General features: G+C 60.6%; 26 protein-coding genes and 1 pseudogene. 15 read left to right on the top strand and 12 right to left on the bottom strand.

The annotated features are described in order from the left end of the window. Nucleotides 1-58: 58 nt before the first annotated feature. Nucleotides 59-1,114: an AraC family transcriptional regulator gene (locus QF039_RS21550; protein WP_003212986.1), complete on the top strand. Its 1,056-nt coding sequence runs from the start codon at nt 59-61 to the stop codon at nt 1,112-1,114. Here the strand turns inward: QF039_RS21550 and QF039_RS21545 are convergent. The 7 genes from QF039_RS21545 to QF039_RS21515 all read right to left on the bottom strand — a co-directional run bounded on the left by QF039_RS21545 (nt 1,071) and on the right by QF039_RS21515 (nt 8,749). Next, complete coding sequence (locus tag QF039_RS21545) at nt 1,071-2,525, bottom strand: TrkH family potassium uptake protein (protein WP_177022247.1); 1,455 nt, start codon at nt 2,523-2,525, stop codon at nt 1,071-1,073. The genes QF039_RS21550 and QF039_RS21545 overlap by 44 nt on opposite strands. A gap of 264 nt (nt 2,526-2,789) precedes the next feature. Continuing rightward, entirely contained in the window at nt 2,790-4,127 is a 1,338-nt protein-coding gene (locus QF039_RS21540; protein WP_003212990.1) for an imelysin family protein, read from the bottom strand. 162 nt (nt 4,128-4,289) lie between these two features. Then, nucleotides 4,290-6,341 carry a bifunctional diguanylate cyclase/phosphodiesterase gene (locus QF039_RS21535; RefSeq protein WP_003212994.1) on the bottom strand — a complete coding sequence of 684 codons (2,052 nt, stop codon included), beginning with the start codon at nt 6,339-6,341 and terminating at the stop codon, nt 4,290-4,292. A 270-nt stretch (nt 6,342-6,611) separates the two neighbouring features. Then, a complete protein-coding gene (locus QF039_RS21530; RefSeq protein ID WP_307520590.1) occupies nt 6,612-6,809 on the bottom strand; it encodes a hypothetical protein in 198 nt (65 codons plus the stop codon). Nucleotides 6,810-6,967: 158 nt separating this feature from the next. Beyond that, nucleotides 6,968-7,564 (bottom strand): superoxide dismutase, encoded by a 597-nt coding sequence (locus QF039_RS21525; RefSeq protein ID WP_003212997.1) that lies wholly within the window; start codon nt 7,562-7,564, stop codon nt 6,968-6,970. 175 nt (nt 7,565-7,739) lie between these two features. Then, a complete protein-coding gene (locus tag QF039_RS21520) occupies nt 7,740-8,342 on the bottom strand; it encodes a LysE/ArgO family amino acid transporter (protein ID WP_003212999.1) in 603 nt (200 codons plus the stop codon). Between the two features lie 5 nt (nt 8,343-8,347). Continuing rightward, entirely contained in the window at nt 8,348-8,749 is a 402-nt protein-coding gene (locus tag QF039_RS21515) for an ACT domain-containing protein (protein WP_003213000.1), read from the bottom strand. Between the two features lie 98 nt (nt 8,750-8,847). On the opposite strand from QF039_RS21515, the gene QF039_RS21510 reads away from it, so the two are divergent. From QF039_RS21510 to QF039_RS21465, 10 genes are all read left to right on the top strand, one after another. Next, a complete protein-coding gene (locus tag QF039_RS21510; protein WP_003213001.1) occupies nt 8,848-9,741 on the top strand; it encodes a LysR family transcriptional regulator ArgP in 894 nt (297 codons plus the stop codon). A gap of 52 nt (nt 9,742-9,793) precedes the next feature. Then, a complete protein-coding gene (locus QF039_RS21505) occupies nt 9,794-10,792 on the top strand; it encodes an NAD(P)-dependent oxidoreductase (protein WP_003213003.1) in 999 nt (332 codons plus the stop codon). Nucleotides 10,793-10,910: 118 nt separating this feature from the next. Beyond that, nucleotides 10,911-11,738, top strand: coding sequence for an ATPase (locus QF039_RS21500; protein WP_307520584.1), 828 nt, complete (start codon nt 10,911-10,913; stop codon nt 11,736-11,738). Between the two features lie 156 nt (nt 11,739-11,894). Then, nucleotides 11,895-13,154: an AGE family epimerase/isomerase gene (locus QF039_RS21495; protein WP_307520582.1), complete on the top strand. Its 1,260-nt coding sequence runs from the start codon at nt 11,895-11,897 to the stop codon at nt 13,152-13,154. A gap of 106 nt (nt 13,155-13,260) precedes the next feature. Continuing rightward, nucleotides 13,261-14,547 (top strand): ABC transporter substrate-binding protein, encoded by a 1,287-nt coding sequence (locus QF039_RS21490; RefSeq protein WP_134327218.1) that lies wholly within the window; start codon nt 13,261-13,263, stop codon nt 14,545-14,547. Between the two features lie 89 nt (nt 14,548-14,636). Continuing rightward, nucleotides 14,637-15,545, top strand: coding sequence for a carbohydrate ABC transporter permease (locus QF039_RS21485; protein ID WP_003213011.1), 909 nt, complete (start codon nt 14,637-14,639; stop codon nt 15,543-15,545). Further along, entirely contained in the window at nt 15,538-16,383 is an 846-nt protein-coding gene (locus tag QF039_RS21480; protein WP_003213012.1) for a carbohydrate ABC transporter permease, read from the top strand. Before QF039_RS21485 ends, QF039_RS21480 begins: the two co-directional genes overlap by 8 nt. A 2-nt stretch (nt 16,384-16,385) precedes the next feature. Beyond that, on the top strand, nt 16,386-17,546 hold the full coding sequence (locus tag QF039_RS21475) for an ABC transporter ATP-binding protein (RefSeq protein ID WP_003213014.1): 1,161 nt from the start codon (nt 16,386-16,388) through the stop codon (nt 17,544-17,546). 105 nt (nt 17,547-17,651) lie between these two features. Continuing rightward, a complete protein-coding gene (locus QF039_RS21470) occupies nt 17,652-18,998 on the top strand; it encodes a carbohydrate porin (protein ID WP_063027703.1) in 1,347 nt (448 codons plus the stop codon). A gap of 178 nt (nt 18,999-19,176) precedes the next feature. Beyond that, a complete protein-coding gene (locus tag QF039_RS21465) occupies nt 19,177-20,022 on the top strand; it encodes a D-hexose-6-phosphate mutarotase (protein ID WP_307520576.1) in 846 nt (281 codons plus the stop codon). 168 nt (nt 20,023-20,190) lie between these two features. Here the strand turns inward: QF039_RS21465 and QF039_RS21460 are convergent, their stop codons facing one another. Then, on the bottom strand, nt 20,191-21,051 hold the full coding sequence (locus QF039_RS21460) for a MurR/RpiR family transcriptional regulator (protein ID WP_173406104.1): 861 nt from the start codon (nt 21,049-21,051) through the stop codon (nt 20,191-20,193). A 218-nt stretch (nt 21,052-21,269) separates the two neighbouring features. Between QF039_RS21460 and zwf the strand changes: the two genes are divergently transcribed. The 3 genes from zwf to QF039_RS21445 are packed head-to-tail and all read left to right on the top strand — an operon-like array spanning nt 21,270 to nt 24,119. Next, on the top strand, nt 21,270-22,736 hold the full coding sequence (zwf, locus tag QF039_RS21455; RefSeq protein ID WP_003213023.1) for a glucose-6-phosphate dehydrogenase: 1,467 nt from the start codon (nt 21,270-21,272) through the stop codon (nt 22,734-22,736). After that, nucleotides 22,723-23,436 carry a 6-phosphogluconolactonase gene (pgl, locus tag QF039_RS21450; RefSeq protein ID WP_307520573.1) on the top strand — a complete coding sequence of 238 codons (714 nt, stop codon included), beginning with the start codon at nt 22,723-22,725 and terminating at the stop codon, nt 23,434-23,436. Before zwf ends, pgl begins: the two co-directional genes overlap by 14 nt. Before the next feature lie 17 nt (nt 23,437-23,453). Beyond that, nucleotides 23,454-24,119, top strand: a complete 666-nt coding sequence (locus tag QF039_RS21445) for a bifunctional 4-hydroxy-2-oxoglutarate aldolase/2-dehydro-3-deoxy-phosphogluconate aldolase (protein WP_003213027.1) — start codon at nt 23,454-23,456, stop codon at nt 24,117-24,119. A gap of 99 nt (nt 24,120-24,218) precedes the next feature. On the opposite strand, the pseudogene QF039_RS21440 reads toward QF039_RS21445, so the two are convergent. The 3 genes and pseudogenes from QF039_RS21440 to QF039_RS21430 all read right to left on the bottom strand — a co-directional run. After that, nucleotides 24,219-24,326, bottom strand: a pseudogene (locus QF039_RS21440) (outer membrane lipoprotein carrier protein LolA); the annotation flags it as partial. Continuing rightward, the gene (locus QF039_RS21435) at nt 24,317-25,498 is read right to left on the bottom strand and encodes an aminotransferase class V-fold PLP-dependent enzyme (RefSeq protein ID WP_307520570.1); all 1,182 of its coding nucleotides are present in this window, start codon (nt 25,496-25,498) and stop codon (nt 24,317-24,319) included. The pseudogene QF039_RS21440 and the gene QF039_RS21435, both read right to left, overlap by 10 nt. A gap of 12 nt (nt 25,499-25,510) precedes the next feature. After that, nucleotides 25,511-25,747 (bottom strand): DUF3820 family protein, encoded by a 237-nt coding sequence (locus QF039_RS21430; protein WP_003213031.1) that lies wholly within the window; start codon nt 25,745-25,747, stop codon nt 25,511-25,513. Between the two features lie 206 nt (nt 25,748-25,953). Between QF039_RS21430 and QF039_RS21425 the strand changes: the two genes are divergently transcribed. After that, the gene (locus QF039_RS21425; RefSeq protein ID WP_003213033.1) at nt 25,954-26,421 is read left to right on the top strand and encodes a PA2169 family four-helix-bundle protein; all 468 of its coding nucleotides are present in this window, start codon (nt 25,954-25,956) and stop codon (nt 26,419-26,421) included. A 55-nt stretch (nt 26,422-26,476) separates the two neighbouring features. On the opposite strand, the gene QF039_RS21420 is transcribed toward QF039_RS21425, so the two are convergent. Then, complete coding sequence (locus QF039_RS21420; protein WP_003213034.1) at nt 26,477-26,947, bottom strand: MaoC family dehydratase; 471 nt, start codon at nt 26,945-26,947, stop codon at nt 26,477-26,479. Nucleotides 26,948-26,986: the final 39 nt, after the last annotated feature.

The raw sequence follows: 26,986 nt of genomic DNA, 5'->3' as shown, positions 1-26,986 counted from the left end.
CTTTAGTATCCTTCGGATTCCTGGCTGTCGTTTCAGCCTTCCTTGTTAAGAAAACGCCATGAGCGAACGAACGACTTCTGCAAGCTGGGCGATGGGGATAGTCAAGGCGCTGGAAATGGACGGCCTGGATTGCCGTGCCTTGTTCAAGCAGCTTGGCCTGGATTACGCCGCGCTGAATGACCCGGATGCACGCTTCCCCCAGGACTCCATGACCCGGCTCTGGCAGCGCGCGGTCGAGCTGTCGGGCAACCCGGCGATTGGCTTGAACATGGGCAAGGTGGTGCGCCCGGCGTCGTTTCATGTGGCCGGCTACGCCTTGATGTCCAGCAATACCCTGGCCGAAGGTTTTATGCGGCTGGTGCGTTACCAGCGAATCATTGCTGAAAGTGCCGACCTGAGTTTCCGCCTGTTGCCCGAAGGTTATGCGCTGATTCTGACGGTGCATGGCGACCACCTGCCGCCTACCCGGCAAAGTGCCGAAGCGTCCCTGGCCAGTGCCCTGGCGTTATGCGGCTGGCTGACCGGGCGCACGTTGCAACCGCGCAAGGTGCTGGTGCAGGGCGATCAGCCAGCGGACCTGGCACCCTATAAACAAGCCTTCCATGCACCGCTGGTGTTCAACGCGCCCTATGACGCGCTGATCTTCGAACGGGCCGATATGGAGGCGCCGTTGCCCACGGCGAACGAGGCGATGGCGTTGTTGCACGATCGTTTTGCCGGGGAGTACCTGGCGCGGTTTTCCGAGAGCCGGGTGACCCACAAGGCGCGGCAGGTGCTATGCCGGTTGCTGCCCCAGGGCGAGCCCAAGCGTGAAGTGGTTGCGCAGACGTTGCACCTGTCCCAGCGCACCTTGCAGCGCCGCTTGCAGGAGGAGGGCACGAGTTTCCAGACCTTGCTCGACGACACCCGCCGCGAACTGGCCGAGCAATACCTGGCGCAGCCGAGCATGACCCTGCTGGAAATTGCCTACCTGTTGGGGTTTGCCGACCCGAGCAACTTCTTTCGTGCGTTCCGCCGCTGGTTCGATGCCACGCCCGGCGAGTACCGGGCGCGGTTGCATGAGTTGCCTGTCAGTGACGCCAAAACGCCGGAATGCACAGCACAAACACCGTAATGATCTCCAGCCGGCCCAGCAGCATGCCGAATGACAGGATCCACTTGGCCGCGTCCGGCAGGGTGGAGAAGTTACCGGCCGGGCCGATGGTTTCACCCAGGCCCGGGCCCACGCCGGACACGGTACTGGCGGCGCCGGTCAGCGCGGTCATCCAGTCCAGGCCCAGCAACGACAGGGCCAGGGCGATGGCGCAGATGGTGATGGCGAAGAAAAACGAGAAGGTCAGGATCGACCGCACGATTTCTTCATCGAGGCGATGGCCGTTGTACTTCTGCTTGATCACCGCTCGCGGGTGAATCAACTGGTTCAAGTTGGCCTTGAGCAGGATGTAGGCGACCTGGAAACGGAAGATCTTGATCCCGCCAGCGGTGGAGCCGGAGCAACCGCCCACAAAGCCCAGATAGAAGAACAGCATCAGCGAGAAATTGCCCCAGATGCTGTAGTCCCCCAGCGCAAAACCTGTGGTAGTGACTACCGAAGTGACGTTTACCGCCACGTGGCGCAGCGCCTCCAGCCAATGCAGATTGGTGGTCCACCAATACCAGGTGCCGAGCACCAGCCAGGTCACCACCAGCAAACCAAGCATGCCCTGCACCTGCTGATCCTTGATCAGCGCCCGGCGGTTGCCGCGCATCGTGGCCACATACAGGGTGAACGGCAGGCTGCCCATGATCATCACCACCACGGCCACCCAGTGCACCGCCGGCTGTTTCCAGTGGGCCAGGGATTCGTCGGAAGTGGAAAACCCGCCGGTGGAAATTGCCGACATCGCATGGTTGATCGCATCGAACAGCCCCATCCCGGCCCACCAGAACGCCAGGCTGCCGAGGATGGTGATGCCCACGTACGCCGCCACGATCAGGCGCGCCACCATGTGTGAGCGGGGCATGACCTTTTCCGAGCGGTCGGAGGATTCGGTCTGGAACAGGCGCATGCCACCGATGCGCAGCAGCGGCAGGATCGCCACCGCCATGCCGATAAAGCCGATACCGCCGAGCCAGTGCAGCAGCGAGCGCCAGATGAGGATGCCCGGGGACATGGTGTCCAGGCCGCTGAGCACCGTGGAACCGGTGGCCGTGATGCCCGACATGCTTTCGAAGAACGAGTCGGTGTAGCTGATGTGCTGGGTCAACAGGAACGGCAGTGCGGCGAAGATGCACACCACCAGCCAGCTGGAGACGGTCAGCAGGTACATGTCCCGCGGGCGCAGGTGCACGTGTTCCGGGCGGCCGGGGATGACCAGCGCCAGGCCTGCGATAAAGGTAATCAGGCTGGCCCAGAGGAACGACGGCAGGTCGCTGGTGCGTTCAAAAAACACCAGGGTCGCCATGGGGATGACCATGGCGATCGCCAGGGTGATCAGGAAGATGCCGATAATGAAACCGATTATCCGTAAGGTCGGCAACGCCATGAGGTCCGCTCGGGGTGACAGGAAAGGCGCCATTCTACCTGCGGTGCAGGGCAAGTAAACCGGGGGGGCGTTGGAGACGTGGCAGATCAAGTGTGGGAGCGGGCTTGCTCGCGAAAGCGGTGTATCAGTCAACGGATGCATTGGCTGACCCACCGCTTTCGCGAGCAAGCCCGCTCCCACAGGAGATTTGTGCTGGTTGATGGAGCTTGGAGGGCAGGCACAAAAAAGGCGACCCGAAGGTCGCCTCATTCAACGCGGCACTGATCAGAACTCGTGATCAGCGTTATCCGGGTTCAAGTCACTGATGCCCAGCTTGCCAGCAGCCTGTTCGATCGAACCGGTCTGCTTCACCAATGCGGCGATGGCGTCACGTACGATCTGGTTGCCTTTGTCGTTACCGGCAGCAATCAACTGGTCGTAGTGTTCGCCGTTGTTGGCGTGGTCCACCATCACCTGGATCTTCGCTTCGGTGGAGGCCAGGTCAGCCTTCAACGCTTCATCGGCCGCCGGGTCGGCCTTGGCCACCAGGGAAGACAGGCTGGCGCCGGTCATCTTGGTACCGTCGGTGCGGGTGTACTCACCCAGGTAAACGTTACGAATACCCTTGGCGTCGTAGAAGTGCGAGTTGTGGGTGTTGTCGCTGAAGCAGTCCTGTTCGTCTTCCGGCGAGTTGGCTTCCAGGGAAACCTTCATGCGCTCACCGGCCAGCTCGCCCAGGGACAGGCTACCCATGCCGAACAGCATCTTGCGCAGGCCATCGGTCGCAGGTTCTGCTTCCAGCGTGGCGCGGTAGTTGTCTTCGACGTTGGGCTTCCAGTTGCCGACCATTTCTTCCAGGTCGCTGACCAGCAGTTGAGTCACGGCGCGCAGGTAGGTGCGGCGGCGCTCGTTGTGGCCGCCAGTGGCGCCATCACCGGTCATGTAGTCCGACGCTGGACGGTTGCCGGCGCCCGGGCCGGTGCCGTTCAGGTCCTGGCCCCAGAGCAGGAATTCAATTGCGTGGTAGCCGGTGGCTACGTTGGCTTCGGAACCGCCCAGCTCATTCAGGCTGGCGAGTTTTTCCGGGGTGATGTCTTTTACATCGACCTTGTCTTCGCCGACCTGGATCTCGTTGTTGGCGATGATGTTGGCGGTGGCGCCAGGGTTGCCCAGGGCGTGTTCGTAGGTCTTGTCGACGTAGTCGATCAGGCCTTCGTCCAGCGGCCAGGCGTTCACCTGGCCTTCCCAGTCGTCAATGATGGTGTTGCCGAAGCGGAACACTTCACTCTGCAGGTACGGCACGCGCGAGGCGATCCAGGCGGTACGGGCCGCTTTCAGGGTGTCGTCGTTCGGGTTGGCAAGGAAAGTGTCGATCGCGGTTTGCAGGGTTTTCGCGGTGGACTCGGCATCGCTGTATACCGCGAACACCATGTCAGCGTAATGCGCGACCACAGCCTTGGCGGCGGCCTCGTCTACCTGGCCTGCCGGGGCAGCCGCCGGGGCGGTGGTGCTGGCGGCGGCCGGGGCTTGAGGCGCGGCGGCCTTGTCTTTGCCTTCACCGCAACCGGCGAGCGAAATGGCAATGGCGAGAAGGCTGGCGGTGGCCAGGGGCATACGAATCATGGCGAACATCCTGCTTCGGTTGTTGATGGGGCACGCGGGGGGCGCGCAAAACTGCGACATAATGCGAAAGATTTGCATTTTGTGTAAAGCGTTATAAGCAGGAAATATTTAGTATCGATTTGCCGGCCATCGGCGCGCGTGGCCCCGATGGCCGGCATCGCTTCAGAGGATGGCGGCGTTATTGCGCTGGGCCTGTTTCAAGTAGGCCACCAACTCCCGTGCCGGCAAGGGTTTGCTGTAGTGGTAGCCCTGACCCTCGTGGCAACCCTCGGAGATGATGTAGGCCTCCTGTTCGGCGGTCTCCACACCCTCGGCGATCACCTGCATGCCAAGGCTTTTGCCGAGCTGGATGATCGCCCGCACGATGGTCGCATCGTCGTCGTCATCCAGCAGGTCCTGGACGAAGCTCTTGTCGATCTTGATCTTGTCCAGCGGCAGGCTTTTCAGATAGCTCAGGGACGAATAGCCGGTGCCGAAGTCATCAATCGCAATCAGTGCCCCGGAGCGGCGCAGGCTCAGCAGGTGCTGGGCGGCGGTGCTGATGTCTTCCATCAGGCCGGTCTCGGTGACTTCCAGCTCCAGGCTACGCGGCGGCAAGCGGTAGATTTGCAGCAGGTTGTTGACCACCCGTGGCAGCTCGGCGTGGTGCAACTGTACGGTCGACAGGTTGACCGCCATGCGCAGCTCGGTGAAGCCCAGGTCATGCCATTCCCGCAGTTGCCGGCAGGCCTGGTCCAGTACCCATTCGCCGATGGCAATGATGGTGCCGTTCTGTTCGGCCAGGGGGATAAACAGGTCGGGCGGCACCAGGCCGTGCTCCGGGTGCTGCCAGCGGATCAACGCTTCGACACCCACCACACGGTGGTCGAGATAGCTGATCTGCGGCTGGTACACCAGGTGAAACTGCTCGCGGCTCAAGGCGTCGCGCAGATCCTTTTCCAGCTCGCGGCGGCGGCGCATTTCGCTGTCGACGCTGGCGATATAGAACTGGTAGCGGTTGCGCGAGCGGCTCTTGGCCAGGGTCATGGTCTGTTCGGCTTTTTGCAGCAGCTTCTCGGTGCTGTCGCCGTCTTCCGGGAACAGGGTAATGCCGATGGTGGCACGCAGGCGGATCTGTTCGTGATCGAGGGCGAATTCGGCTTCCAGGTCGTCGAGGATGCTTTGTGCCAATTCGGCGGCTTCGTAGGGCTGCTCGATATCGGCCTGCACCAGGGCGAACTGGTCGCCGCCGAGGCGGGCGAGGGCGCCGAGGCGGCCGCTGTGGGCGCGCAGGCGGTCGGCCAGGGCCAGCAGCAACTGGTCGCCGGCCTGGTAGGTGAACTGCTCGTTGACGCTTTTGAAGTCATCCAGCCCCACGCACAACACCGCGACCCGACGTTGCCGGCGGCCGGCGTCGATCAGGATCTTGTCCAGTTGCTCCTGCAGTTTCTGGCGGTTCGGCAGGCCGGTCAGGAAGTCGTACTGGGCCATGCGCAGCAGGCTGTTTTCCGCCTCATGGCGCAAGTGCGTATTGCGCTCGATGGATTCGAGCAACTGGTTGGCGGTGTTGATCCAGAGCCCCAGCTCGTTTTTCTCGTGGCCCTTGAGCTGCGGGATCTTGTGCTCGCTGGGGCGGTCGGGGTTGATCGAACTCAGGTGCTCGATGATGCGCGACAGCGGCTTGGTCAGCAGCCAGTGATAGACCAGGTACAACACCAGCCCCATGGCCAGCGCCCGCAGCACCCCGGAGATGAAAATGATCACCGAACTGACGAGAAACCCTTTGCCATAGGTGGCGGTGTCGAGGGTGATGCTCAGGTCACCGTAGTACTCGCTGTAAGGCCCGCGCCCCACCAGCGGCGTGGTGAACGTGCGTTCCTGGCCCAGGATCAGGTCGGTCAGCCAGCGGCTCGGGGATTGTTGCAGGTCGCGGGTTTTTTCCGCGAGCATGGTTTCGTTGGGGTGGCCGATGGAGGCCATGCGCACGGCATCATCCTGGAACAGGCCTTCGATGACCTGCATGCCCATCTCCCGGTCCAGGCTGTAGACGGCCTGGGTGGACGGGTCGCGAAACATGTCGAGGATGCGCTGGGCATCACCGGCCACGGCCTGGCGCGTCTTGTACGCATCAAAGACGATCTGCGCCGCGCTCAGTACCACGCCCACGGCCAATGCCGAAAGCAGTACCACCCGTAGCAACTTCACCGACAAGCTGTTTTTGAGTTCCAGCTTCAAAGGGTTATTCCTTGTTCCATGCGGGTAGCCTCAATATGCCATGAGTATTGGCAATCCCGTGAGGGCAGTCAAAGGGACATTGCGGCCAGGGCAGGTTTTGCAGTTTAGATGAGCGCGTCCGGGGGTAAGACGTTGGGAGGGGGAATGGAAAGGCAGGCCTGGCATGGAGTGAAGTCGGCGGATCGTACGTGCCGACTTCTTGTACTGTCTTTTCAGGACGAGCGCGGGTTTTTCAGGCCAGCGACACAAACCGTCGAGCGTCAGCGCCCATCAGGTAAACGAAATTTTCGGCGGTTGTGGCTGGTCTTGCGCCTGGGGGTCGATTTGCCCCAAGGCCTGTCGAGCTATGTCCACGGTCTTATCAATGATGCCCAAGCTTTTGTCCAGAACGTCCAGGCCCTTATCTGTCACGTTATCGAACACGTTAAGTGCTTGAGGGGCCATGCCGATAAAAGATGCTAGATCCATATCAAGTTCTCCTGCAGTCAATCAGAGGGACATTCCTCTTACATGCTGCGTGGCGAAATCCTTTTGATGAGTTCCAGCGTTTTCCTGGCATTTTTCCATTTGTAATCGCCCACAAAAAAGCCCGGCAATCGCCGGGCTCTTTCTACTGCAAGCGGTACTTAAGCGGTGAAGGTCTTGCCTTCGAACTGCTCAGCCACGAACTTCCAGTTGACCAGGTTCCAGAACGCTTCCACATACTTTGGACGCACGTTGCGGTAGTCGATGTAGTAAGCGTGTTCCCAGACGTCGCAGGTCAGCAGCGGGGTGTCGCCGCTGGTCAGCGGGTTGCCGGCGCCGATGGTGCTGGCCAGGGCCAGGGAACCGTCAGCCTTTTTCACCAGCCAGCCCCAACCGGAACCGAAGGTGCCGACGGAAGTCTTGGTGAACTCTTCCTTGAACTTGTCGAACGAACCGAAGGCAGCGTTGATCGCCTCAGCCAGTGCGCCGGTAGGTTGGCCGCCGGCGTTTGGCGCCAGGCAGTTCCAGTAAAAAGTGTGGTTCCAGACCTGAGCGGCGTTGTTGAAGATGCCGCCCGAAGAAGACTTGACGATTTCTTCCAGGGTCTTGCCTTCGAACTCGGTGCCAGGCACCAGGTTGTTCAGGTTCACGACATAGGTGTTGTGGTGCTTGTCGTGGTGGTATTCCAAGGTTTCCTTGGAAATGTGCGGCTGCAGGGCATCGTGTGCGTAGGGCAGCGGCGGCAATTCGAAAGCCATGATGATTCTCCTAATCAGGTCAGTTGCGGTGAGCGCAAGGCCGATCACGGGCGGCCAAACAAGCGCCGGGGAGTTTGTACTCTTTGCGGCGCAGGGGCTGGATCATAGCACCGGGGGTGCGGCAAAACCACGCAACAACTGTGTGGGATAGAGGTTCCAGAGCGTTTTGGAATATCTACGCTGCGCTGATTAATTGATAGGCCACGCTGAACATCATGGCGGCTACCAGCAGGTCCAGAATCCGCCAGGTGGCGGGGCGCGCCAGCCACGGTGCCAGCCATGCGGCGCCCAGGGCCAGGGTCATGAACCACAGGAATGAAGCGCTGGCGGCGCCGGCCACGTAGGCGCCCGGTTCGGTTTGCTGGGCGCCGAGGGAGCCGATCAACAAGACGGTGTCCAGGTACACGTGAGGGTTGAGCAAGGTCACCGCCAGGGCGCTGAGCATCACCGCCTTCAACGAGCGTACCTTGAGGTTCTCACCCTCGCCCAGGCTCTGCTTCGAGCAGGCCCGGCGCAGGGCGAGGGTACCGTACCAGAGCAGGAACGCCGCGCCACCCCAGCGGGCAATCGCCAGCAATACCGGGTTATGCGCCAGCACGGTGGCCAGGCCGAATACGCCGGCGGCCACCAGGATCGCGTCGCACACCACGCACAGTGCCGCCACCGGCAGGTGATGTTCGCGCCGCAGGCTCTGCGCCAGCACAAACGCGTTCTGGGTGCCGATCGCCATGATCAAACCAAAGGCCACCAACAGGCCGTTCATATAGCTTTGCCACATAGGATTTACTCCGCGCCCGCCGCCAATTGCCGCAACACCGTCATGGCGCGCTCGGCATCGGCGCGGCCGACAAACAGGTGATCGTGGTAGTAGCCGGCAATCACGTTGCAACTGATCCCGGCCTGGCCCAGGGCCGTGGCGAACGCGGCGGTCAGGCCGACCGCTTCCAGGGCCGAATGCACGTTGAGGGTGATCCACGCAGCCACATAGTCGAAGGCCAGTCCGGCGCGCTCGGCCTGCTGGCGCTCGACGATCAACGTCAGGCCTTCCTGCTCGCGGAAGCTGCCGATCACCTCGCAACCTTCGGGGATTCGGCTGTCGGCCAGGGTGCAGAACACGTAGTCGCCGTCATTGAGCTGTGGGCTCATGCTGCGCAGCAGGGTTGCCAGGGCGGTTTCGCCAGCCATGTGGAGGTCCTTGAATAAGAAGAAGCGATGCTGGCTATTCTCCCGTCCAAGGTTGTATAAGAAAAACCAATATTGCTGATCGCTCATTAGGAAAACTGATGTTCGACTATAAATTGCTTTCCGCCCTGGCGGCGGTGGTGGAACAGGCCGGCTTCGAGCGGGGCGCGCAGGTATTGGGAATTTCCCAGTCGGCGATCTCCCAGCGCATCAAGCTGTTGGAGGCGCGGATCGGCCAGCCGGTGCTGGTACGTGCCACGCCGCCGACGCCCACCGAGATCGGCCGCCGCCTGCTCAACCACGTGCAACAGGTACGATTGCTGGAGCGCGACCTGCAAAGCCAGGTGCCCGCGCTGGATGAAGAGGGCATGCCCGAGCGCCTGCGCATCGCCTTGAATGCCGACAGCCTGGCCACGTGGTGGGCCGAGGCGGTGAGCGACTTCTGCGCCGAGCAGCATTTGCTGTTGGACCTGGTGGTAGAAGACCAGACCGTCGGCCTCAAGCGTATGCGCGCCGGCGAAGTGGCAGCCTGTATTTGCGCCAGCGAACGCCCGGTGGCCGGTGCCCGCAGCCTGTTGCTCGGCGCGATGCGGTATCGGGCGCTGGCCAGCCCGGCGTTTGTCGCCCGGCACTTTCCCGAGGGCGTGCGGGCCGATCAACTGGCCCGCACGCCGGCGCTGGTGTTCGGCCCGGATGATTTCCTGCAGCATCGCTACCTGGCGTCCCTGGGCGTCGACGGTGGTTTCGAACACCATCTATGCCCCTCGTCCGAAGGTTTTATTCGCCTGACGGAAGCCGGATTGGGCTGGGGCCTGGTGCCCGAACTGCAGGTGCGCGATCAGCTGGAAAAGGGCGTGTTGGTGGAGTTATTGCCAGATAAGCCGATCGATGTGCCGCTGTACTGGCATCATTGGCGCAGTGGTGGACAATTGCTGGGCCTGCTGACGGATCATCTGGCACACACAACGGGGCAATGGTTGGTGCCGTTGGCGTGATGGCCAGCGTCAAGGCAACAGCGATGAAAAACGAAAGAATGCGGAGTAAGTCATGAAAATTCTGGTCACCGGCGCAAGCGGCTTCATTGGCGGGCGTTTTGCGCGTTTCGCCCTGGAGCAGGGCCTGGACGTGCGGGTCAACGGGCGGCGGGCCGAAGGTGTGGAACACCTGGTACGGCGCGGCGCCGAGTTTATCCAGGGTGATTTGAATGATCCGGACCTGGTGCGCGAGCTGTGCCGCGACGTCGAGGCCGTGGTGCATTGCGCCGGGGCCGTGGGGCTGTGGGGGCGTTATCAGGACTTCCACCAGGGCAATGTGCTGGTTACCGAAAACGTGGTGGAGGCCTGCCTCAAGCAGCGGGTCGGGCGCCTGGTGCACCTGTCTTCGCCGTCGATCTACTTCGACGGCCGTGACCACCTGGGCTTGACCGAAGAACAAGTGCCCAAGCGTTTCAAGCATCCGTATGCAGCCACCAAATACCTGGCGGAGCAAAAGGTGTTTGGCGCCCAGGAGTTTGGCCTCGAAGTGCTGGCCCTGCGCCCGCGCTTTGTCACGGGGGCCGGCGACATGAGCATCTTCCCGCGCCTGTTGAAGATGCAGCGCAAGAACCGCCTGGCGATTGTCGGAGATGGCCTGAACAAGGTCGATTTCACCAGCGTGCACAACCTCAATGAAGCCCTGCTCAGCAGTTTGCTGGCGACGGGCTCGGCGTTGGGCAAGGTCTACAACATCAGCAACGGCGCCCCGGTGCCGGTGTGGGATGTGGTGAACTACGTGATGCGACAGATGGACATGCCTCAGGTCACCCGTTATCGGTCCTACGGCTTGTCTTACAGCGTTGCGGCGCTCAATGAAGCCTTCTGTGCCATGTGGCCAGGGCGCCCGGAACCGTCTTTGTCACGGCTGGGCATGCAGGTGATGAACAAAGATTTCACCCTCGACATCACCCGCGCACGGCATTATCTCGACTACCAGCCCAAGGTCAGCCTGTGGGCGGCCCTCGACGAGTTCTGCAGTTGGTGGAAGGCCCAGGACGTCGGACTTAAATAACCGGCAACACACCGGGAACCGAATTTGCGAACCCGGGTCGATCAGTGCGGCAGGTCGGGGGTTTATACTCCGACGCCTGGCTATCCATATGCCACCTCAAAGGATTTAAGGTTGATTCATGCGTAACGATGCTAACGACGACTTCGACAACGTTCCCAGCCTGCGGGCCGACACCTCGGACGACGATGATTTCGAGCCCACGCCGGCTACCTCCGTGCGCTCCCGGCCTGCGCCGGTCGTCAAGGTCAAGAGCGCCAGTACCGGGCCGCTGTGGGCATTGGTCGGTGCGCTGCTGTTCGCCTTCGCCGGCCTTGCCTGGTGGAGCTTCCAGCAGATTTCCCTGATGGGCCAGCAACTGGTGGCGACCCAGGAAAGCTTCGCGCGCATCAGCGAGGAAGCGGCGGGGCGCCTGCAGGATATTTCCGGCAAGGTGGTGGCCAGCGAAGCCAATGTGAATAATGGCAGCGAGGCCCTGAAACTGCAGATCAAGCAGCTGGAGACCCAGTTGCTGGAGCAGGGCAAGCAGCAGATGGGCGTGGCCGGCCAGGCAACGGACCTGGACAAGCGCCTGGAGCAGATGACCGCCAGCACGACCCAACTGTCCAGTGCCAACGCGCAATTGCAGGGCCAGGTCCAGGCGCTGACGGAGGCGGTGGCTACCCTCAAGTCCCGGGACGCCGAGTTCAAGGACCTCTCCGCCGACGTCGCAGCCCTGAAAAAACAGGGCAACCCCACGGCCGCCATCGCTCGCCTGGAGCAGGACCTTGTGGTCCTCAAGAGCCAACTGGACAACCGCGCCGCGGCTTCCGACGGTCCGTCCACCAAGGAGTTCGACGTGTTCCGCATCCAGACCACGCGTAACGTCACTGCCTTGCAAAGCCAGGTGCAGAACCTGCAGCAGCAGATCAACCAGCCTGCCCGGATCACCCCTCTCGGGCAGCAGTGATGTGAGGTGCTGCAGGCGTCACTACACATGACGCCTGCAGGCCCTGGCACAATCAATGTCACCAATCGGTGACATTTCCCGTCTCCTTCGTTACTTGCCCTCGCGCCGCCCTTGTTTAGACTCCCGTCATCCCGCACATAATAAAAAGGGCTAATCATGACCACGCAACCACTGCCTGCCAGTAGTTGGCTGAACGCACCTGCCCATCACGCCTGGCTTGCCACTGAAGGCCAGCGCCTGCTGTCATTCGCCAAGGCTTCCAGGCTGCCTGACGGCTTCGGCAACCTCGACGATCAAGGCGTCCTGCCGCCCGATGCCGTCGCCGAAACCATGAACACCGCCCGTATGACCCATAGCTTTGCCATGGCCCATGGCCTGGGCCTGCCAGGTTATGCCGACCTGGTGGAACACGGCGTCGTGGCCCTCAGCGGCCCGCTGCGCGATGCCCGGCACGGCGGTTGGTTCGCCACGCCCGACGCCCGCGACGGCAACACCGGCAAGGCCGCCTACCTGCACGCTTTTGTCGCCCTGGCCGCCAGCTCCGCAGTAGTGGCCGGCGCTCCCGGCGCGCAAACCTTGCTCAACGACGCGATCCATATCATCGACCAGTACTTCTGGAACGAAGAGGAGGGCGCGATGCTCGAGTCCTTCGCCCAGGACTGGAGCGGGGTAGAAGCCTATCGCGGCGCCAACAGCAACATGCACGCCACTGAAGCCTTCCTGGCCCTGGCCGATGTCACCGGTGAAACCCGCTGGCTGGACCGGGCACTGCGCATCGTCGAGCGGATTATTCATACCCATGCGGCGCAAAACCGGGACATGGTGATCGAGCATTTCGACAGCCATTGGCAACCCCTGCGTGGTTACAACGAAGACAACCCGGCCGATGGTTTTCGTCCCTACGGCATCACCCCCGGCCACGGCTTCGAATGGGCGCGACTGGTGTTGCACCTTGAGGCTGCGCGCCTGGATGCCGGGCTCGTCACCCCTGAGTGGCTATTGACCGACGCCAAGGGCCTGTTCGCCAGCGCCTGTGAATACGCCTGGGCCGTCGACGGCGCTCCCGGCATTGTCTACACCCTCGACTGGAGCCAGCGCCCCGTGGTGCGCGAGCGCCTGCACTGGACCCATTGCGAAGCCAGTGCCGCTGCCCAGGCGCTGCTCAAACGCACCGGCGAGCTGCATTACGAAACCTGGTACCGGCGCTTCTGGGAGTTCTGTGAAACCCGTTTCATTGACCGCACCCACGGCAGCTGGCACCACGAACTGAGCCCGAAAAACCAGCCCAGCGCGAAAATCTGGGGTGGCAAACCGGACCTCTACCACGCCTGGCAGTCTGTCTTGCTGCCGGGGCTACCCTTGTCACCGAGCATGGCCAGTGCCGTGGCCACCGGGCGCTATGTCACCAAGTGGTGACATTTTGGCGTCCCTTTGTTACCTGCACCTGAAAAATCCCTGTTTAAACTCGTTTGCAGCGCAAGCACCGACTTGCATGCATAACAACAAGAAAAAAGGTACTCAGATGAAAGCGATCAGTCGCCTCGCCGTAGCTATTTCCGTTGCCTCGTTGTTTCCCCTCAGTGCTTTTGCCGCCGACTCGAAAGGGACGGTTGAAGTTGTGCATTGGTGGACCTCGGGTGGCGAGAAAGCGGCAGTAGATGTCCTGAAGGCCCAAGTTGAAAAAGACGGTTTCACCTGGAAAGACGGTGCCGTCGCCGGCGGTGGCGGTTCCACTGCCATGACCGTACTGAAAAGCCGCGCCGTTGCTGGCAACCCGCCAGGCATGGCCCAGATCAAAGGCCCCGACATCCAGGAATGGGCGTCCACCGGGCTGCTCGACACCGACGTCCTGAAGGTTCCCGCCAAAGAAGAGAAGTGGGATTCGCTGCTGGACAAGAAAGTCTCCGATACCGTGAAGTACGAAGGTGATTACGTGGCCGTGCCGGTGAACATTCACCGCGTGAACTGGCTGTGGATCAACCCGGAAGTGTTCAAGAAAGCCGGTATCGAAAAACCGCCTACCACCCTCGAAGAATTCTACGCCGCTGGCGACAAGCTGAAAAAAGCCGGCTTCATTGCGCTCGCCCACGGTGGCCAGCCTTGGCAGGACAGCACCGTCTTCGAAGCGGTCGTGCTCTCGGTCATGGGGGCTGACGGTTACAAGAAAGCCCTGGTCGACCTCGACGAAAAAGCCCTGACCGGCCCTGAAATGATCAAGTCCCTGACCGAGCTGAAGAAAGTCGCGACCTACATGGACGCCGACGGCAAGGGCCAGGACTGGAACCTGGAAGCCGCCAAGGTCATCAATGGCAAGGCCGGCATGCAGATCATGGGTGACTGGGCCAAGAGTGAATGGACCGCCGCCAAGAAAGTCGCCGGCAAAGACTACGAGTGCGTAGCCTTCCCGGGCACCGACAAGGCGTTCACCTACAACATCGACTCCCTCGCTGCGTTCAAGCAGAAAGACAAGGGCACTGCTGCCGGCCAGCAGGACATCGCCAAGGTCGTGCTGAGCGAAAACTTCCAGAAGGTCTTCAGCATCAACAAGGGCTCGATCCCGGTTCGTATCGACATGTTGAAAGACATGGGCAAATACGGCTTCGACTCCTGCGCCCAGACCGCCGCCAAGGACTTCCTTGCAGACGCCCAGACCGGTGGCCTGCAGCCGAGCATGGCGCACAACATGGCGACCACGCTGGCGGTACAAGGCGCGTTCTTTGATGTCGTGACCAACTACATCAACGACCCGAAAGCTGACCCTGCGGATACCGCGAAGAAACTCGCTGCCGCGATCAAGTCTGCCAAGTAACGGTTAGCACTGAATGGCCTTGTGGGGGGACCCCCTAACCCCCACAAGGCATGTTCCTGTAGTCCTTTTTCCCTGTACTGGATTTTCCCATGAGTTCTGTTGCTGTGTTCAGCAAAGCCTCGCCGTTCGATGCACTGCAGCGCTGGCTACCCAAACTGGTGCTGGCGCCGAGCATGTTCATCGTTCTGGTGGGCTTCTATGGCTACATCCTGTGGACGTTCGTGCTGTCGTTCACTAACTCGACTTTCCTGCCGACCTACAAGTTCGTAGGCCTGGCGCAATACGTGCGCTTGTTCGACAACGACCGCTGGTGGGTCGCGAGCAAGAACCTCGCGGTATTCGGTGGCATGTTCATCGGCATCACCCTGGTGATCGGCGTGACCCTGGCGATTTTCCTCGACCAGAAAATCCGTCGCGAAGGTTTTATCCGCACCATTTACCTGTACCCGATGGCGCTCTCGATGATCGTTACGGGTACCGCCTGGAAATGGCTGCTCAACCCGGGCATGGGCCTGGACAAACTGCTGCGTGACTGGGGCTGGGAAGGCTTTCGCCTGGACTGGCTGATCGACCCGGACCGTGTGGTGTATTGCCTGGTGATCGCTGCTGTGTGGCAAGCCTCGGGCTTCATCATGGCGATGTTCCTCGCCGGCCTGCGCGGTGTTGATCAATCGATCATCCGTGCGGCGCAGATCGACGGCGCGAGCATGCCGCGCATCTACTGGAAAGTGGTGCTGCCAAGCCTGCGCCCGGTGTTCTTCAGTGCGGTAATGATCCTGGCGCACATCGCGATCAAGAGCTTCGACCTGGTGGCGGCCATGACGGCGGGTGGTCCGGGTTACTCCTCCGACCTGCCGGCGATGTTCATGTACTCCTTCACCTTCAGCCGCGGCCAGATGGGCATGGGTTCGGCCAGTGCGATTCTGATGCTCGGTGCGATTCTCGCGATCATCGTGCCTTACCTGTACTCCGAGCTGAGGACCAAGCGCAATGACTAGTCTTGCTGGCAAACCTGCCATCAGCCTGAGCCGCGTCGCGATCTACGCGGTGCTGATTCTCGCTGTCCTGCTGTACCTGGTGCCGTTGGTGGTCATGTTGCTCACCAGCTTCAAGACCCCGGAAGACATCAGCACCGGCAACCTGCTGAGCTGGCCCACCGTGATCACCGGCATCGGCTGGGTGAAAGCCTGGGCCACGGTTGACGGCTACTTCTGGAACTCGATCAAGATCACCGTTCCGGCGGTACTGATCTCCACCGCCATCGGTGCGTTGAACGGCTACGTGCTGTCGATGTGGCGCTTCCGTGGTTCGCAGTTGTTTTTCGGCCTGTTGCTGTTCGGCTGCTTCCTGCCGTTCCAGACCGTGCTGCTGCCAGCCTCGTTCACCCTCGGCAAGATGGGCCTGGCCAGTACCACCACGGGCCTGGTGTTCGTGCACATCGTCTACGGACTGGCGTTTACTACACTGTTCTTCCGTAACTACTACGTCAGCATTCCCGATGCACTGGTGAAGGCGGCTCGCCTGGATGGCGCGGGGTTCTTCACGATCTTCCGCCTGATCATCCTGCCGATGTCGACACCCATCATCATGGTGTGCCTGATCTGGCAGTTCACGCAGATCTGGAACGACTTCCTGTTCGGCGTGGTGTTCTCCAGCGGTGATTCGCAGCCCATCACGGTGGCGCTGAACAACCTGGTCAACACCAGTACCGGGGTCAAGGAATATAACGTTGATATGGCGGCGGCGATGATCGCCGGGCTGCCGACCCTGCTGGTCTATGTGGTCGCAGGCAAGTATTTCGTGCGCGGCCTGACGGCCGGCGCGGTCAAGGGGTAATCATGGCAACGCTCGAACTTCGTAACGTAAACAAGACCTACGGTACCGGCCTGCCGGACACCCTGAAGAACATCGAACTGTCGATCAAGGAAGGTGAGTTCCTGATCCTGGTCGGCCCTTCGGGTTGCGGCAAATCGACCTTGATGAATTGCATTGCCGGCCTGGAAAACATCACAGGTGGCGCGATCATGATCGGCGACCAGGACGTCAGCGGCATGAGCCCCAAGGACCGTGACATCGCCATGGTGTTCCAGTCCTACGCGCTGTACCCGACCATGAGCGTGCGCGAGAACATCGAATTCGGCCTGAAGATTCGCAAGATGCCCCAGGCGGCGATCGATGAAGAAGTGGCGCGAGTGGCCAAGCTGCTGCAGATCGAGCACCTGCTCAATCGCAAGCCGGGCCAACTCTCCGGTGGCCAGCAACAACGCGTGGCCATGGGCCGTGCACTGGCGCGTCGCCCGAAGATCTACCTGTTCGACGAACCGCTGTCCAACCTCGACGCCAAGCTGCGGGTCGAGATGCGTACCGAAATGAAACTGATGCACCAGCGTCTGAAAACCACCACCGTCTACGTCACCCACGATCAGATCGAAGCGATGACCCTGGGCGACAAAGTGGCGGTCATGAAGGACGGCATCATCCAGCAGTTCGGCACGCCGAAAGAGATCTACAACGACCCGGCCAACCTGTTCGTGGCGAGCTTCATCGGTTCGCCGCCGATGAACTTCATTCCACTGCGCCTGCAACGCAAGGACGGCCGCCTGGTGGCGCTGCTGGACAGCGGCCAGGCCCGCTGTGAATTGCCATTGAACATGAACGATGCCGGTCTTGAAGACCGCGAAGTGATCCTGGGCCTGCGCCCGGAGCAGATCGTGCTGGCCGCCGCCGAAGCCACCGGTGCGCCGACCATTCGGGCCGAGGTGCAAGTCACCGAGCCGACCGGTCCGGACACCCTGGTGTTCGTGCAAATCAATGACACCAAGGTCTGCTGCCGCCTGGCGCCCGATGTGGCGCCGCAAGTGGGCGAGACCCTGACCTTGCAGTTCGACCCGGCCAAAGTGTTGCTGTTCGACGCCAAGACCGGCGAGCGCCTGGGCACTGCCACCTCGTTGCCGGCACAGGATCGTGCGGACAACGTTGCTCAATTCAAGGGACGCTGAAGTTTCAAATGATGTGTAGGGGCTTTTGTGAGAGTCCTGCTCTCACAAAGAAGTAAACCGCGTTAGATAAAAACAGTTAATAACAATAAAGACGAGGATGTAGGGATGAAAAAGCACCACAACAACACCCGGCTGATCTGCCAACTGTCAGCAGCAGCCGCCCTGGTACTGTCCGCCAATGCGATGGCGGACGACGCGTTCAGCGCCGATTCCAAGTGGATGACCGGCGATTGGGGCGGCGAGCGTACCAAGCTGATCGAGCAAGGTATCGACATCAAGGCGGATTACGTCGGTGAAGTCGGTGGCAACCTCAGCGGTGGCTACAACAACGACAAGACTGCCCGTTACGCTGACCAGTTCGGTCTGGGCGTGGCACTGGACCTGCAAAAGCTGTGGGGCTGGGACAACACCCAGGCCAAGATCCAGTTGACCAATCGTAATGGCGCAAACATTTCCAACGACCGTATTGGCGACCCGCGTGCCGGCACCTTGAGTTCGTCTCAAGAAGTCGACGGCCGAGGCCACATGGTGCGTCTGACCCAGTTCTGGATTCAGCACCAGATGTTCGACAACAAACTGGACGTGAAACTCGGTTACTTCGGTGAAGGCGAAGACTTCAACACCTTCCCGTGCGACTTCCAGAACCTGTCGTTCTGTGGCTCGCAGGTCGGTAACTATGTAAACACCTGGTACAACTGGCCCGTCAGCCAGGCGGCTATCCGCGTGAAGTACAACATCACGCCTGAGCTGTATGCGCAAATCGGTGCGTACAACCAGAACCCGTCGCAACTGGAGCACGGCAACGGCTTCAAGCTCAGCGGCAGCGGCACCAAAGGCACCGTATTGCCGGTTGAATTGGTCTGGTCGCCGAAGGTCAATGGCCTGCCGGGCGAATACCGTGTGGGTTACTACAAGAGCACCGCCGACGCTACCGACGTACGTGAAGACGTCAACGGTAACGATGCTGGCACCACGGGCGCAGCCTTCCGCGTTCGCAGCAGCAAAAGCGGTTACTGGGGCGTTCTGCAACAGCAACTCACCACCCACAATGGCGATGCTTCCCGCGGCTTGAACATTGCGGCCAACGTCACCTTCCACGACAAAGACACCAACCTGGTCGACAACTACCAGTCGCTGATGCTTGTGTATAAAGGTCCATTCGACGCACGTACAAAAGATGACGTGGGTATCGGTGTATCCCGTATCCATGCCAACAGTGACGTGAAGAAAAACGCTGAGTTGCTCAACGCGGCCGGCGGGTTCACGGATTACGACCAATCGGGTTACGCACCGCTGCGTAACACGGAGTACAACGTCGAACTCAACTACGGCTTCCACGTCACCAACTGGCTGACCGTGCGTCCCAACCTGCAATACATCGCCAACCCAGGTGGTGTTAAGCAAGTCGACAACGCGGTGGTAGCGGGCCTGAAAATTCAGTCTACGTTCTAACGTTGTTGCGATAAGCTCCTTCTCTCTGTGCGCATTTTGCGGGTAGCCATGGCTATCCGCTTTTTTTTGTGTGGGAGCTGGCTTGCCTGCGATGCGAGCCCCGCGGTGTATCTGCCACACCGAGGCGATGCCATCGCAGGCAAGCCAGCGCCTGCAAAGATATTCAGGACCGTGGCACATGCATGAGCATCCGCTGCAACGCTTTTTCAAATCCCTGCGCGAGCGGCCGGTATTCGCCTGGGAACGCTTCCAGATGCGCGATGTGCTGGTGATCGATCACCCGCTCTGCCAGGCGGTGTTCAGTCGCCAGGGCGCGCAATTGCTGCACTTTCAGCCCACGGGCCAGAAACCCTGGCTGTGGTGCGCGGCCAAGTGGCCGCAGGTCGGCGCCATCCGTGGCGGCGTGCCGGTGTGTTGGCCGTGGTATGGCCGCCATCCCAGCGAAAACGCCTGGCCGTCCCATGGCTGGGCACGGCTGATCGACTGGAAATTGCTGGACAGCAGCACCGACGACGACGGCGTGCGTTTGCACTGGCAATTGCAGCTATGCGACTGGCAGGTGGACCTGCATGCACACCTGGGGGAAACCCTGGAGCTGCGCCTGGCCACCGAGCACCAGGACGAGCTGCCGTGCCAATTGAGCCATGCTTTGCACGCCTATTGGCGGATTGGCAACGTTGGTGAGATAGCGCTGTCTGGGCTCGATGGCGCGCAGGGCTACGACCAGCTGAATCGTCAGGCGTGCCAGCAGGAAGGTGAGTTGCGTGTCGATGGTGGGTGTCAGCGGGTGTTCCAGCACGACGGCGAACTGCACCTCAAGGACCATGCCTGGCAGCGCGAATTGTGCATCGACACCGGCGAGAGTGCCGACACGGTGGTGTGGCACCCGGGGAGTCGACCGTTGCTGGGGGTGAGCTTCAACGAGGCTGCGGGGTTTGTGTGTGTGGAGTCGGCGATGGCTGCTGCGAGCCTGGCGCCGGGGGAGAGGGCGCATTTGAGTTTGCAGGCGAGGGCGGGGGTTTAGCGCTGCGGCAAATGGCTCATTGTGGCGAGGGAGCTTGCTCCCGCTGGGGCGCGAAGCGCCCCTTGACCAGGCAATTGAGTTCTTTTTGAAAGACCGCGATGGACCTGTTGGGGCCGCTTCGCAGCCCAGCGGGAGCAAGCTCCCTCGCCACAAAAGGCGTTCAACTGCCTAGTTGAATTCATCCCCAACCGGATACCGGCTGTCGTTCAAGCTCTCTTTGATCTTGCGCAAGTGCGGCTGGAAATCCACTCCGCGACGCAAGGTCATGCCCGTCGCCAGTACATCCAGCACCGTCAACTGAATGATCCGCGAGGTCATCGGCATGTAGATGTCGGTGTCTTCCGGCAACGGAATGTTCAGGCTCACCGTACTGGCCTTGGCCAGCGGCGAATTTTCGGCGGTCACGCCCAGCACCGAGGCGCCGTTTTCCCGCGCAATACGTGCTACTTCCACCAGTTCACGGGTACGCCCGGTGTAGGAAATGATCACGAACAACTCCCCGGTGTGGGCCACCGAGGCGATCATCCGCTGCATCAGCACATCGGCGTGGGCCGTGACCGACAGGTTGAAACGGAAAAACTTGTGCAGCGCGTCCATGGCCACCGGCGCCGAAGCACCCAGGCCGAAGAAGTGGATCTGCCGAGCCTGGATCAGCAGGTCGACAGCCTTGCTGATCAGGTTCGGGTCCAGGGCCTGGCAGGCGCTGTCGAGGGACGCGATGGCACTGCCGAAGATCTTCTGGGTGTAGGCCTCCGGGTTATCATCGGCCTCCACCGCGCGGCTGACATACGCCGCGCCACTGGCCAGGCTTTGCGCCAGCTGCAATTTAAGTTCAGGGTAACCACTCACGCCGAACGAGCGGCAGAAGCGGTTCACTGTAGGTTCGCTGACCGAAGCGGCCTGGGCGAGGGCGGCAATAGAGAAGCGGGTCGCCTGCTGCGGGTTGAGCAGGATGACCTCGGCGACTTTACGTTCAGCCTTGTTCAGTTCTTCGAGGCGTTTCTGGATCTGTTCCAGTAGATTTCGCACGCGGTCCATTCATGTTTCCTTAGGGCGACGATGCAAATAAGGGTCGTCAACCAATCGACGAGCGGCCCTTTGCGGTGGCCTATCCTACTGAGGGTAGTTGAACACCACCACTCGGAATACGTTTTTCGGGAAAATGTTGTGGTTATTACTACATTTTTCCTTGAGTGATGCCTTAAAAAAAGGTATTTGTAGCTTAACTTGATAAAAGAACAAACATCATGCCTTCGATAACCGTGGAACCCTGCACCTTTGCCCTGTTTGGCGCCTTGGGTGATCTGGCGCTGCGCAAGTTATTTCCTGCCCTCTATCAACTCGATGGTGCGGGCCTGCTGCACGAAGACACGCGCATCCTGGCCCTGGCCCGTGAGGCCGGTTCCGAGCAACAGCACCTGGCCCACATCGAAAAAGAATTGCGTGGTTACGTTGGCAAGGAACTGGACGAAACCGTCGCCCAGCGTTTCCTGGCCCGCCTGACGTACCTGCACGTCGACTTCCTGAAGGCCGATGACTACGTCGCCCTGGCAGAGAACGCCGGCACTGAACAACGCCTGATTGCCTACTTCGCCACCCCGGCGGCGGTGTATGGCGCGATCTGCGAGAACCTGTCCAAGGTCGGCCTGGCGGAAAATACCCGCGTGGTCCTGGAAAAACCCATCGGTTCGGACCTGGATTCCTCGCGCAAGGTCAACGACGCCGTGGCGCAGTTCTTCCCGGAAAACCGCACCTACCGCATCGACCACTATCTGGGCAAAGAGACCGTCCAGAACCTGATCGCCCTGCGTTTTGCCAACAGCCTGTTTGAAACCCAGTGGAACCAGAACTACATCTCCCACGTGGAAATCACCGTGGCCGAGCAAGTAGGCATCGAAGGTCGCTGGGGCTATTTCGACAAGGCCGGGCAGCTGCGGGACATGATCCAGAATCACTTGCTGCAGCTGCTGTGCCTGATCGCCATGGACCCGCCGGCCGACCTGTCTGCCGACAGTATTCGGGACGAGAAGGTCAAGGTGCTCAAGGCCCTGGCGCCCATCAGTCCGGACGGCCTGACCACCCAGGTGGTGCGTGGCCAATACATCGCCGGCTACAGCGCCGGCAAGCCGGTACCGGGTTACCTGGAAGAAGAGAACTCCAACACCCAGAGCGACACCGAGACCTTCGTCGCCCTGCGTGCCGATATCCGTAACTGGCGTTGGGCCGGGGTGCCGTTCTACCTGCGTACCGGCAAGCGCATGCCGCAAAAACTGTCGCAGATCGTCATCCACTTCAAGGAACCGTCCCACTACATCTTCGCCCCGGAGCAGCGCTTGCAGATCAGCAACAAACTGATCATTCGCCTGCAACCGGACGAAGGGATTTCCTTGCGCGTGATGACCAAGGAGCAGGGCCTGGACAAGGGCATGCAACTGCGCAGCGGCCCGCTGCAACTGAATTTTTCCGACACCTATCGCAGCGCACGGATTCCCGATGCCTACGAGCGGCTGTTGCTGGAAGTAATGCGTGGCAACCAGAACCTGTTTGTGCGCAAAGATGAAATCGAAGCTGCGTGGAAGTGGTGTGACCAGTTGATCGCCGGGTGGAAAAAATCCGGTGATGCGCCCAAGCCGTACGCGGCGGGGTCCTGGGGGCCAATGAGCTCGATTGCACTGATCACGCGGGACGGGAGGTCTTGGTATGGCGATATCTGATTTGAAACTGCCTCAGGGCGTGACGGCCCATGAGTACCGCAATCCGGTGCTGCTGGCGGATGGCTTGGCCAATGACGTGGCCGAACAACTGCGCGCGGCCATCAGTGCCCGTGGCGAAGCGACCCTGGTGGTGTCCGGTGGCCGCAGCCCCGTGGCGTTCTTCCAGAACCTCGCCAAGCAGGGCCTGGACTGGTCCAAGGTGACCATCACCCTGGCCGACGAGCGCTGGGTGCCGGTGGAACACGCTGACAGCAATGCCGGCCTGTTGAAGCAGCACTTGTTGCAAGGCCCGGCGGCCAAGGCCAAGTTCCTCAGCCTGTACAGCGCTGCCGCCAATCTTGAAGACGCTGCCGAGCAAGCCGATCGCCTGCTGGCCGAGTTGTCGGCAATTGATGTGCTGGTGCTGGGCATGGGCGACGACGGTCACACCGCGTCGCTGTTCCCCAACAGCCCGAACCTGGCTGAAGCGTTGAAGCCGGACGGCAGCCGTCGTTGCTGGCCGATGCTGGCGCCGACTGTGCCGCGCCAGCGCCTGACCATGAGTCGTGCGCTGCTGGCAACCGCCCACTACACCGTGCTGTCGATTTCCGGCAGCTCGAAATTGACCACCTTGAGCGCCGCGCTGGCCAGTGACGACGTTGCTGCCATGCCGATACGCGCGTTTTTGCAACCTACTCTAGAGATTTACTGGTGCCCATGAGCCAAGGATCAGCCGCGATGAACAGCCCTCAACCTACCGTTTCCATGGCGGACAAAGTTGCCTTGATCGACAGCCTCTGCGCCAAGGCGCGGATCCTGCCGGTGATCACCATTGCCCGCGAACAGGACATCCTGCCGCTGGCCGATGCCCTGGCAGCCGGTGGTTTGACCGCGCTGGAAGTGACCCTGCGTTCGCAGTTCGGCCTCAAGGCCATCCAGGTACTGCGTGAGCAGCGTCCGGAGCTGTGCACCGGTGCCGGTACCGTGCTGGATCGTCATATGCTGGAAGCGGCCGAAGTGGCCGGTTCGCAATTTATCGTCACTCCCGGGATTACCCGTGACCTGCTGGAAGCCTCGGTACACAGCTCGATTCCGCTGTTGCCGGGCATCAGCAATGCCTCCGGGATCATGGAAGGTTATGGCCTGGGTTATCGCCGTTTCAAGCTGTTCCCGGCTGAAGTCAGCGGTGGCGTGGCGGCGATCAAGGCCCTGGGCGGCCCGTTTGGCGAAGTGAAATTCTGCCCGACTGGCGGGGTTGGCCCGGCCAACATCAAGAGCTACATGGCGTTGAAAAATGTGATGTGCGTGGGCGGTAGCTGGATGCTTGATCCGGAATGGGTCAAGAACGGCGACTGGGCACGCATCCAGGAAACCACCGCCGAGGCGCTGGCCCTGCTGGACTGATTGGATTTACCGAATCGTTGTTGCTGTGTTCTACGGCATTTTTGCGGTGCACTTGGTCGGTGTGCCGCTTTTTTTTGCCTGCGGAAAATGGCCCACTCCCACTGTAGGAGCGAGCTTGCTCGCGAAAAAACCGAGAGCACCGCGGGGTGTCAGGTTTCCCGTGTCATCGTTAACGACCTTCGCGAGCAAGCTCGCTCCTACAGTGATATCGCGCTCAGTTCGGTGATGGCTTTGATCAGCGCATGAATGTCCGCCGCTGACGTCAAAAAGCCTGGTGTCACCCGAATACAACTGCCGAACGACGCGCCGCTGCGGGTTGTGGTGAAGAGGTTGTATTCCTTGAGCAGTCGCTCCGCCATCACCTGCTGATCCTGCTTGTCAGTGAACTTGAACGACGTGATCGCGCAATACAGCCGTGGGTCGTCCGGCGTCAGCACTTCAATTCCCGGCAACTGCCGCACCTCACTCACCCACAAATCCCGCAGGTAGTTGAGTCGGGCACCCTTGGCCTTCGAACCGCCCAACAAGCGATGCTCCTCGAACACCAGCGGCAAGGTCATCAGCGCCGGGAAATTCGGTGTGCTGTACGGCGTACGGGCCCGTACATCGGTGATGGGGTAGTGGAACTCACCCATGTCCGGATCAATGTCCGCCAACCGTTGCGGGTCGATATAAATAAAGCCCAGGGTCAACGGCGCACCGATCCACTTGTGCAGGTTGAAACCGGCAAACGCGATACCCAACTGCGCCAGGTTGAACTCGATCTGCCCCAGCGCATGGGCGCCATCGAGGATCACATCAATTCCATGTTCCCTGGCAGCGCCGGCAATCGCCTCCACCGGCATCACCAGCCCGGTGCGGTGGGTCACGTAGGTCAGTGCCAGCAGTTTCAGGCGGGGATAGCGCAGGAACGCATCGCGATACGTCTGCACCAGGCTGTCGAAACTGGCCGGGTGTTCGTGGGCAATCTCGATCACTTCTACGCCGCGATTCTGCGCCAGCCAGCGCATGGCGCCCTTGACGGTGTCGTACTCCAGGTCGCTGATCAGCACCTGGTCGCCGGGCTGCAAGCGGTTGTAATTGCGGATCAGCGACTGCAACGCATCCGAGGCGCAGCGGGTGAGGGCGATGGCTTCAGGGTCGGCGTCCATCAATTGCGCCAACTGGTTACGGATCTCGACGTTTTCGCCCTGCTCGAAACGCTGGCGCACATGGATCGAGTTGCTGCGGTTGATGAAGGCGACGTTGTCCTGATACTGCTCAAGTACCGCGCGGCTCATGCGCCCGAAATAACCGTTTTCGAGGTTGATCGGGCCGGGCTCCAGGTCGTAGCGCTGGGCGATGGCATGCCAGTGTTGTTCGTCGCGGGTACTGTCCATGTGCGTGCTCTATTAATGACGAGGGGCGGGCTTGCCGTGCTTGGCGCGTAGGGGTTCCAGCAGTTCGGATAAACCGTTGTGGTCGATTTCCTGCATCAGGGCCAGCAACCCGCCCAGTTCGCCGTGGGGGAAACCTTCACGGGCGAACCAGTTCAGGTAGGGGCCGGGCAAGTCGGCAATGATCCGGCCCTTGTACTTGCCGAAGGGCATTTCGCGGGTGATCAGCAGTTCAAGTTTTTCAGGGTTCATTGCGGCTTCAGGTGTTTGAGTCGATGCCTTGGAAAATACAGGCATTCTGCATGGAGGCCAAATGACAGATCATGCAAATAAAGCGGATACAGATTTTTGTGTATTAGCTAACTTATTGAAATTTAAGTAATAAATTGTTTTTCAAAAGCTGGCACGGGCGCTGCAATTACTAATACACGTTTCTTAACCCGCGAAGGAATTGAAAAATGACTGATATCAACAAAGAATCGATCTCCGTACTCAACGACCTGATCGAGACCAGCAAAGACGGCCAGGAAGGCTTCAAGACCTGCGCAGAAGACATCAAGCACCCAGAACTCAAAGCCCTGTTTGCCAAACGTTCCGTTGATTGCGGTACCGCCGCTGCCGAACTGCAGACCGCAGTAAGAGCACTGGGTGGCGATCCGGAAGATTCCGGCAGCGTCGCCGGTGCCTTGCACCGTGGTTGGGTCGACGTGAAGTCGATGGTGACCGGTAAAGACGAAGAAGCCGTGCTGAACGAAGCCGAGCGCGGTGAAGACCACGCACTGAAGGCTTACAAAGAAGCGATCGAGAAGATCAACAAGCACAACCTGCTGGGCATTCGTGACCTGGTAGAGCGTCAGTTCCACGGCGCGCAACGCAACCACGACCAGGTGAAAGCCCTGCGTAACCAGGCTCGCGCTCAGTCTTGAGCCCCGCCTGAATAAAAAAGCCCCGCAGATGCGGGGCTTTTTCATGGGCGTTCGTTCAACCGATGCTGATGGCCGGCAGTTCGGTCAGGGTCACGGTCTGCTGCTTGCGTGGCGCGAGGATCTCGGCTTCGCCGTCTACCACCAGCTCATCGCGCTGGTTGAATACGCGGGTGGCGATGCGCACGCGGAATTTCGGCAGCTTCTCGAGGATTTCCAGACGCACGGTCAGGGTGTCGCCGATTTTGACCGGCTTCTGGAAGGTCATTTGCTGGCCGATGTATATCGTGCCGGGCCCAGGCAACTCGCACGCAACCGCCGCGCTGATCAGGGCGCCGCTGAACATGCCGTGGGCAATGCGCTCCTTGAACATGGTCGCCTTGGCGAATTCGGCGTCCAGATGCACCGGGTTGTGGTCGCCGGACATTGCCGCGAACAACTGGATATCGCGCTCTTCGACGGTCTTGCTGTAGCTGGCGGTCTGGCCGACTTCGAGGGCTTCGTAAGGCGTGTTGGTAACCTGGGTCATCAGTTGGTGCATCCTGTGGCTAATCATAAATCTTAATAT

Origin of the sequence: Pseudomonas sp. W2I6 (assembly GCF_030815935.1) — a bacterium.
Taxonomy (GTDB): Bacteria; Pseudomonadota; Gammaproteobacteria; order Pseudomonadales; family Pseudomonadaceae; genus Aquipseudomonas.
The sequence above is the reverse complement of the archived record's forward strand: the minus strand, read 5'-3'. Positions and strand labels throughout refer to the sequence as shown.

Bases quoted from the DNA above. Each gene is read 5' to 3' on its own strand.
- QF039_RS21550 (WP_003212986.1), top strand. From the start codon at position 59: ATGAGCGAACGAACGACTTCTGCAAGCTGGGCGATGGGGATAGTCAAG.
- QF039_RS21545 (WP_177022247.1), bottom strand. From the start codon at position 2,525: ATGGCGTTGCCGACCTTACGGATAATCGGTTTCATTATCGGCATCTTC.
- QF039_RS21540 (WP_003212990.1), bottom strand. From the start codon at position 4,127: ATGATTCGTATGCCCCTGGCCACCGCCAGCCTTCTCGCCATTGCCATT.
- QF039_RS21530 (WP_307520590.1), bottom strand. From the start codon at position 6,809: ATGGATCTAGCATCTTTTATCGGCATGGCCCCTCAAGCACTTAACGTG.
- QF039_RS21525 (WP_003212997.1), bottom strand. From the start codon at position 7,564: ATGGCTTTCGAATTGCCGCCGCTGCCCTACGCACACGATGCCCTGCAG.
- QF039_RS21520 (WP_003212999.1), bottom strand. From the start codon at position 8,342: ATGTGGCAAAGCTATATGAACGGCCTGTTGGTGGCCTTTGGTTTGATC.
- QF039_RS21515 (WP_003213000.1), bottom strand. From the start codon at position 8,749: ATGGCTGGCGAAACCGCCCTGGCAACCCTGCTGCGCAGCATGAGCCCA.
- QF039_RS21510 (WP_003213001.1), top strand. From the start codon at position 8,848: ATGTTCGACTATAAATTGCTTTCCGCCCTGGCGGCGGTGGTGGAACAG.
- QF039_RS21505 (WP_003213003.1), top strand. From the start codon at position 9,794: ATGAAAATTCTGGTCACCGGCGCAAGCGGCTTCATTGGCGGGCGTTTT.
- QF039_RS21500 (WP_307520584.1), top strand. From the start codon at position 10,911: ATGCGTAACGATGCTAACGACGACTTCGACAACGTTCCCAGCCTGCGG.
- QF039_RS21495 (WP_307520582.1), top strand. From the start codon at position 11,895: ATGACCACGCAACCACTGCCTGCCAGTAGTTGGCTGAACGCACCTGCC.
- QF039_RS21490 (WP_134327218.1), top strand. From the start codon at position 13,261: ATGAAAGCGATCAGTCGCCTCGCCGTAGCTATTTCCGTTGCCTCGTTG.
- QF039_RS21485 (WP_003213011.1), top strand. From the start codon at position 14,637: ATGAGTTCTGTTGCTGTGTTCAGCAAAGCCTCGCCGTTCGATGCACTG.
- QF039_RS21480 (WP_003213012.1), top strand. From the start codon at position 15,538: ATGACTAGTCTTGCTGGCAAACCTGCCATCAGCCTGAGCCGCGTCGCG.
- QF039_RS21475 (WP_003213014.1), top strand. From the start codon at position 16,386: ATGGCAACGCTCGAACTTCGTAACGTAAACAAGACCTACGGTACCGGC.
- QF039_RS21470 (WP_063027703.1), top strand. From the start codon at position 17,652: ATGAAAAAGCACCACAACAACACCCGGCTGATCTGCCAACTGTCAGCA.
- QF039_RS21465 (WP_307520576.1), top strand. From the start codon at position 19,177: ATGCATGAGCATCCGCTGCAACGCTTTTTCAAATCCCTGCGCGAGCGG.
- zwf (WP_003213023.1), top strand. From the start codon at position 21,270: ATGCCTTCGATAACCGTGGAACCCTGCACCTTTGCCCTGTTTGGCGCC.
- pgl (WP_307520573.1), top strand. From the start codon at position 22,723: ATGGCGATATCTGATTTGAAACTGCCTCAGGGCGTGACGGCCCATGAG.
- QF039_RS21445 (WP_003213027.1), top strand. From the start codon at position 23,454: ATGAACAGCCCTCAACCTACCGTTTCCATGGCGGACAAAGTTGCCTTG.
- QF039_RS21435 (WP_307520570.1), bottom strand. From the start codon at position 25,498: ATGGACAGTACCCGCGACGAACAACACTGGCATGCCATCGCCCAGCGC.
- QF039_RS21430 (WP_003213031.1), bottom strand. From the start codon at position 25,747: ATGAACCCTGAAAAACTTGAACTGCTGATCACCCGCGAAATGCCCTTC.
- QF039_RS21425 (WP_003213033.1), top strand. From the start codon at position 25,954: ATGACTGATATCAACAAAGAATCGATCTCCGTACTCAACGACCTGATC.
- QF039_RS21420 (WP_003213034.1), bottom strand. From the start codon at position 26,947: ATGACCCAGGTTACCAACACGCCTTACGAAGCCCTCGAAGTCGGCCAG.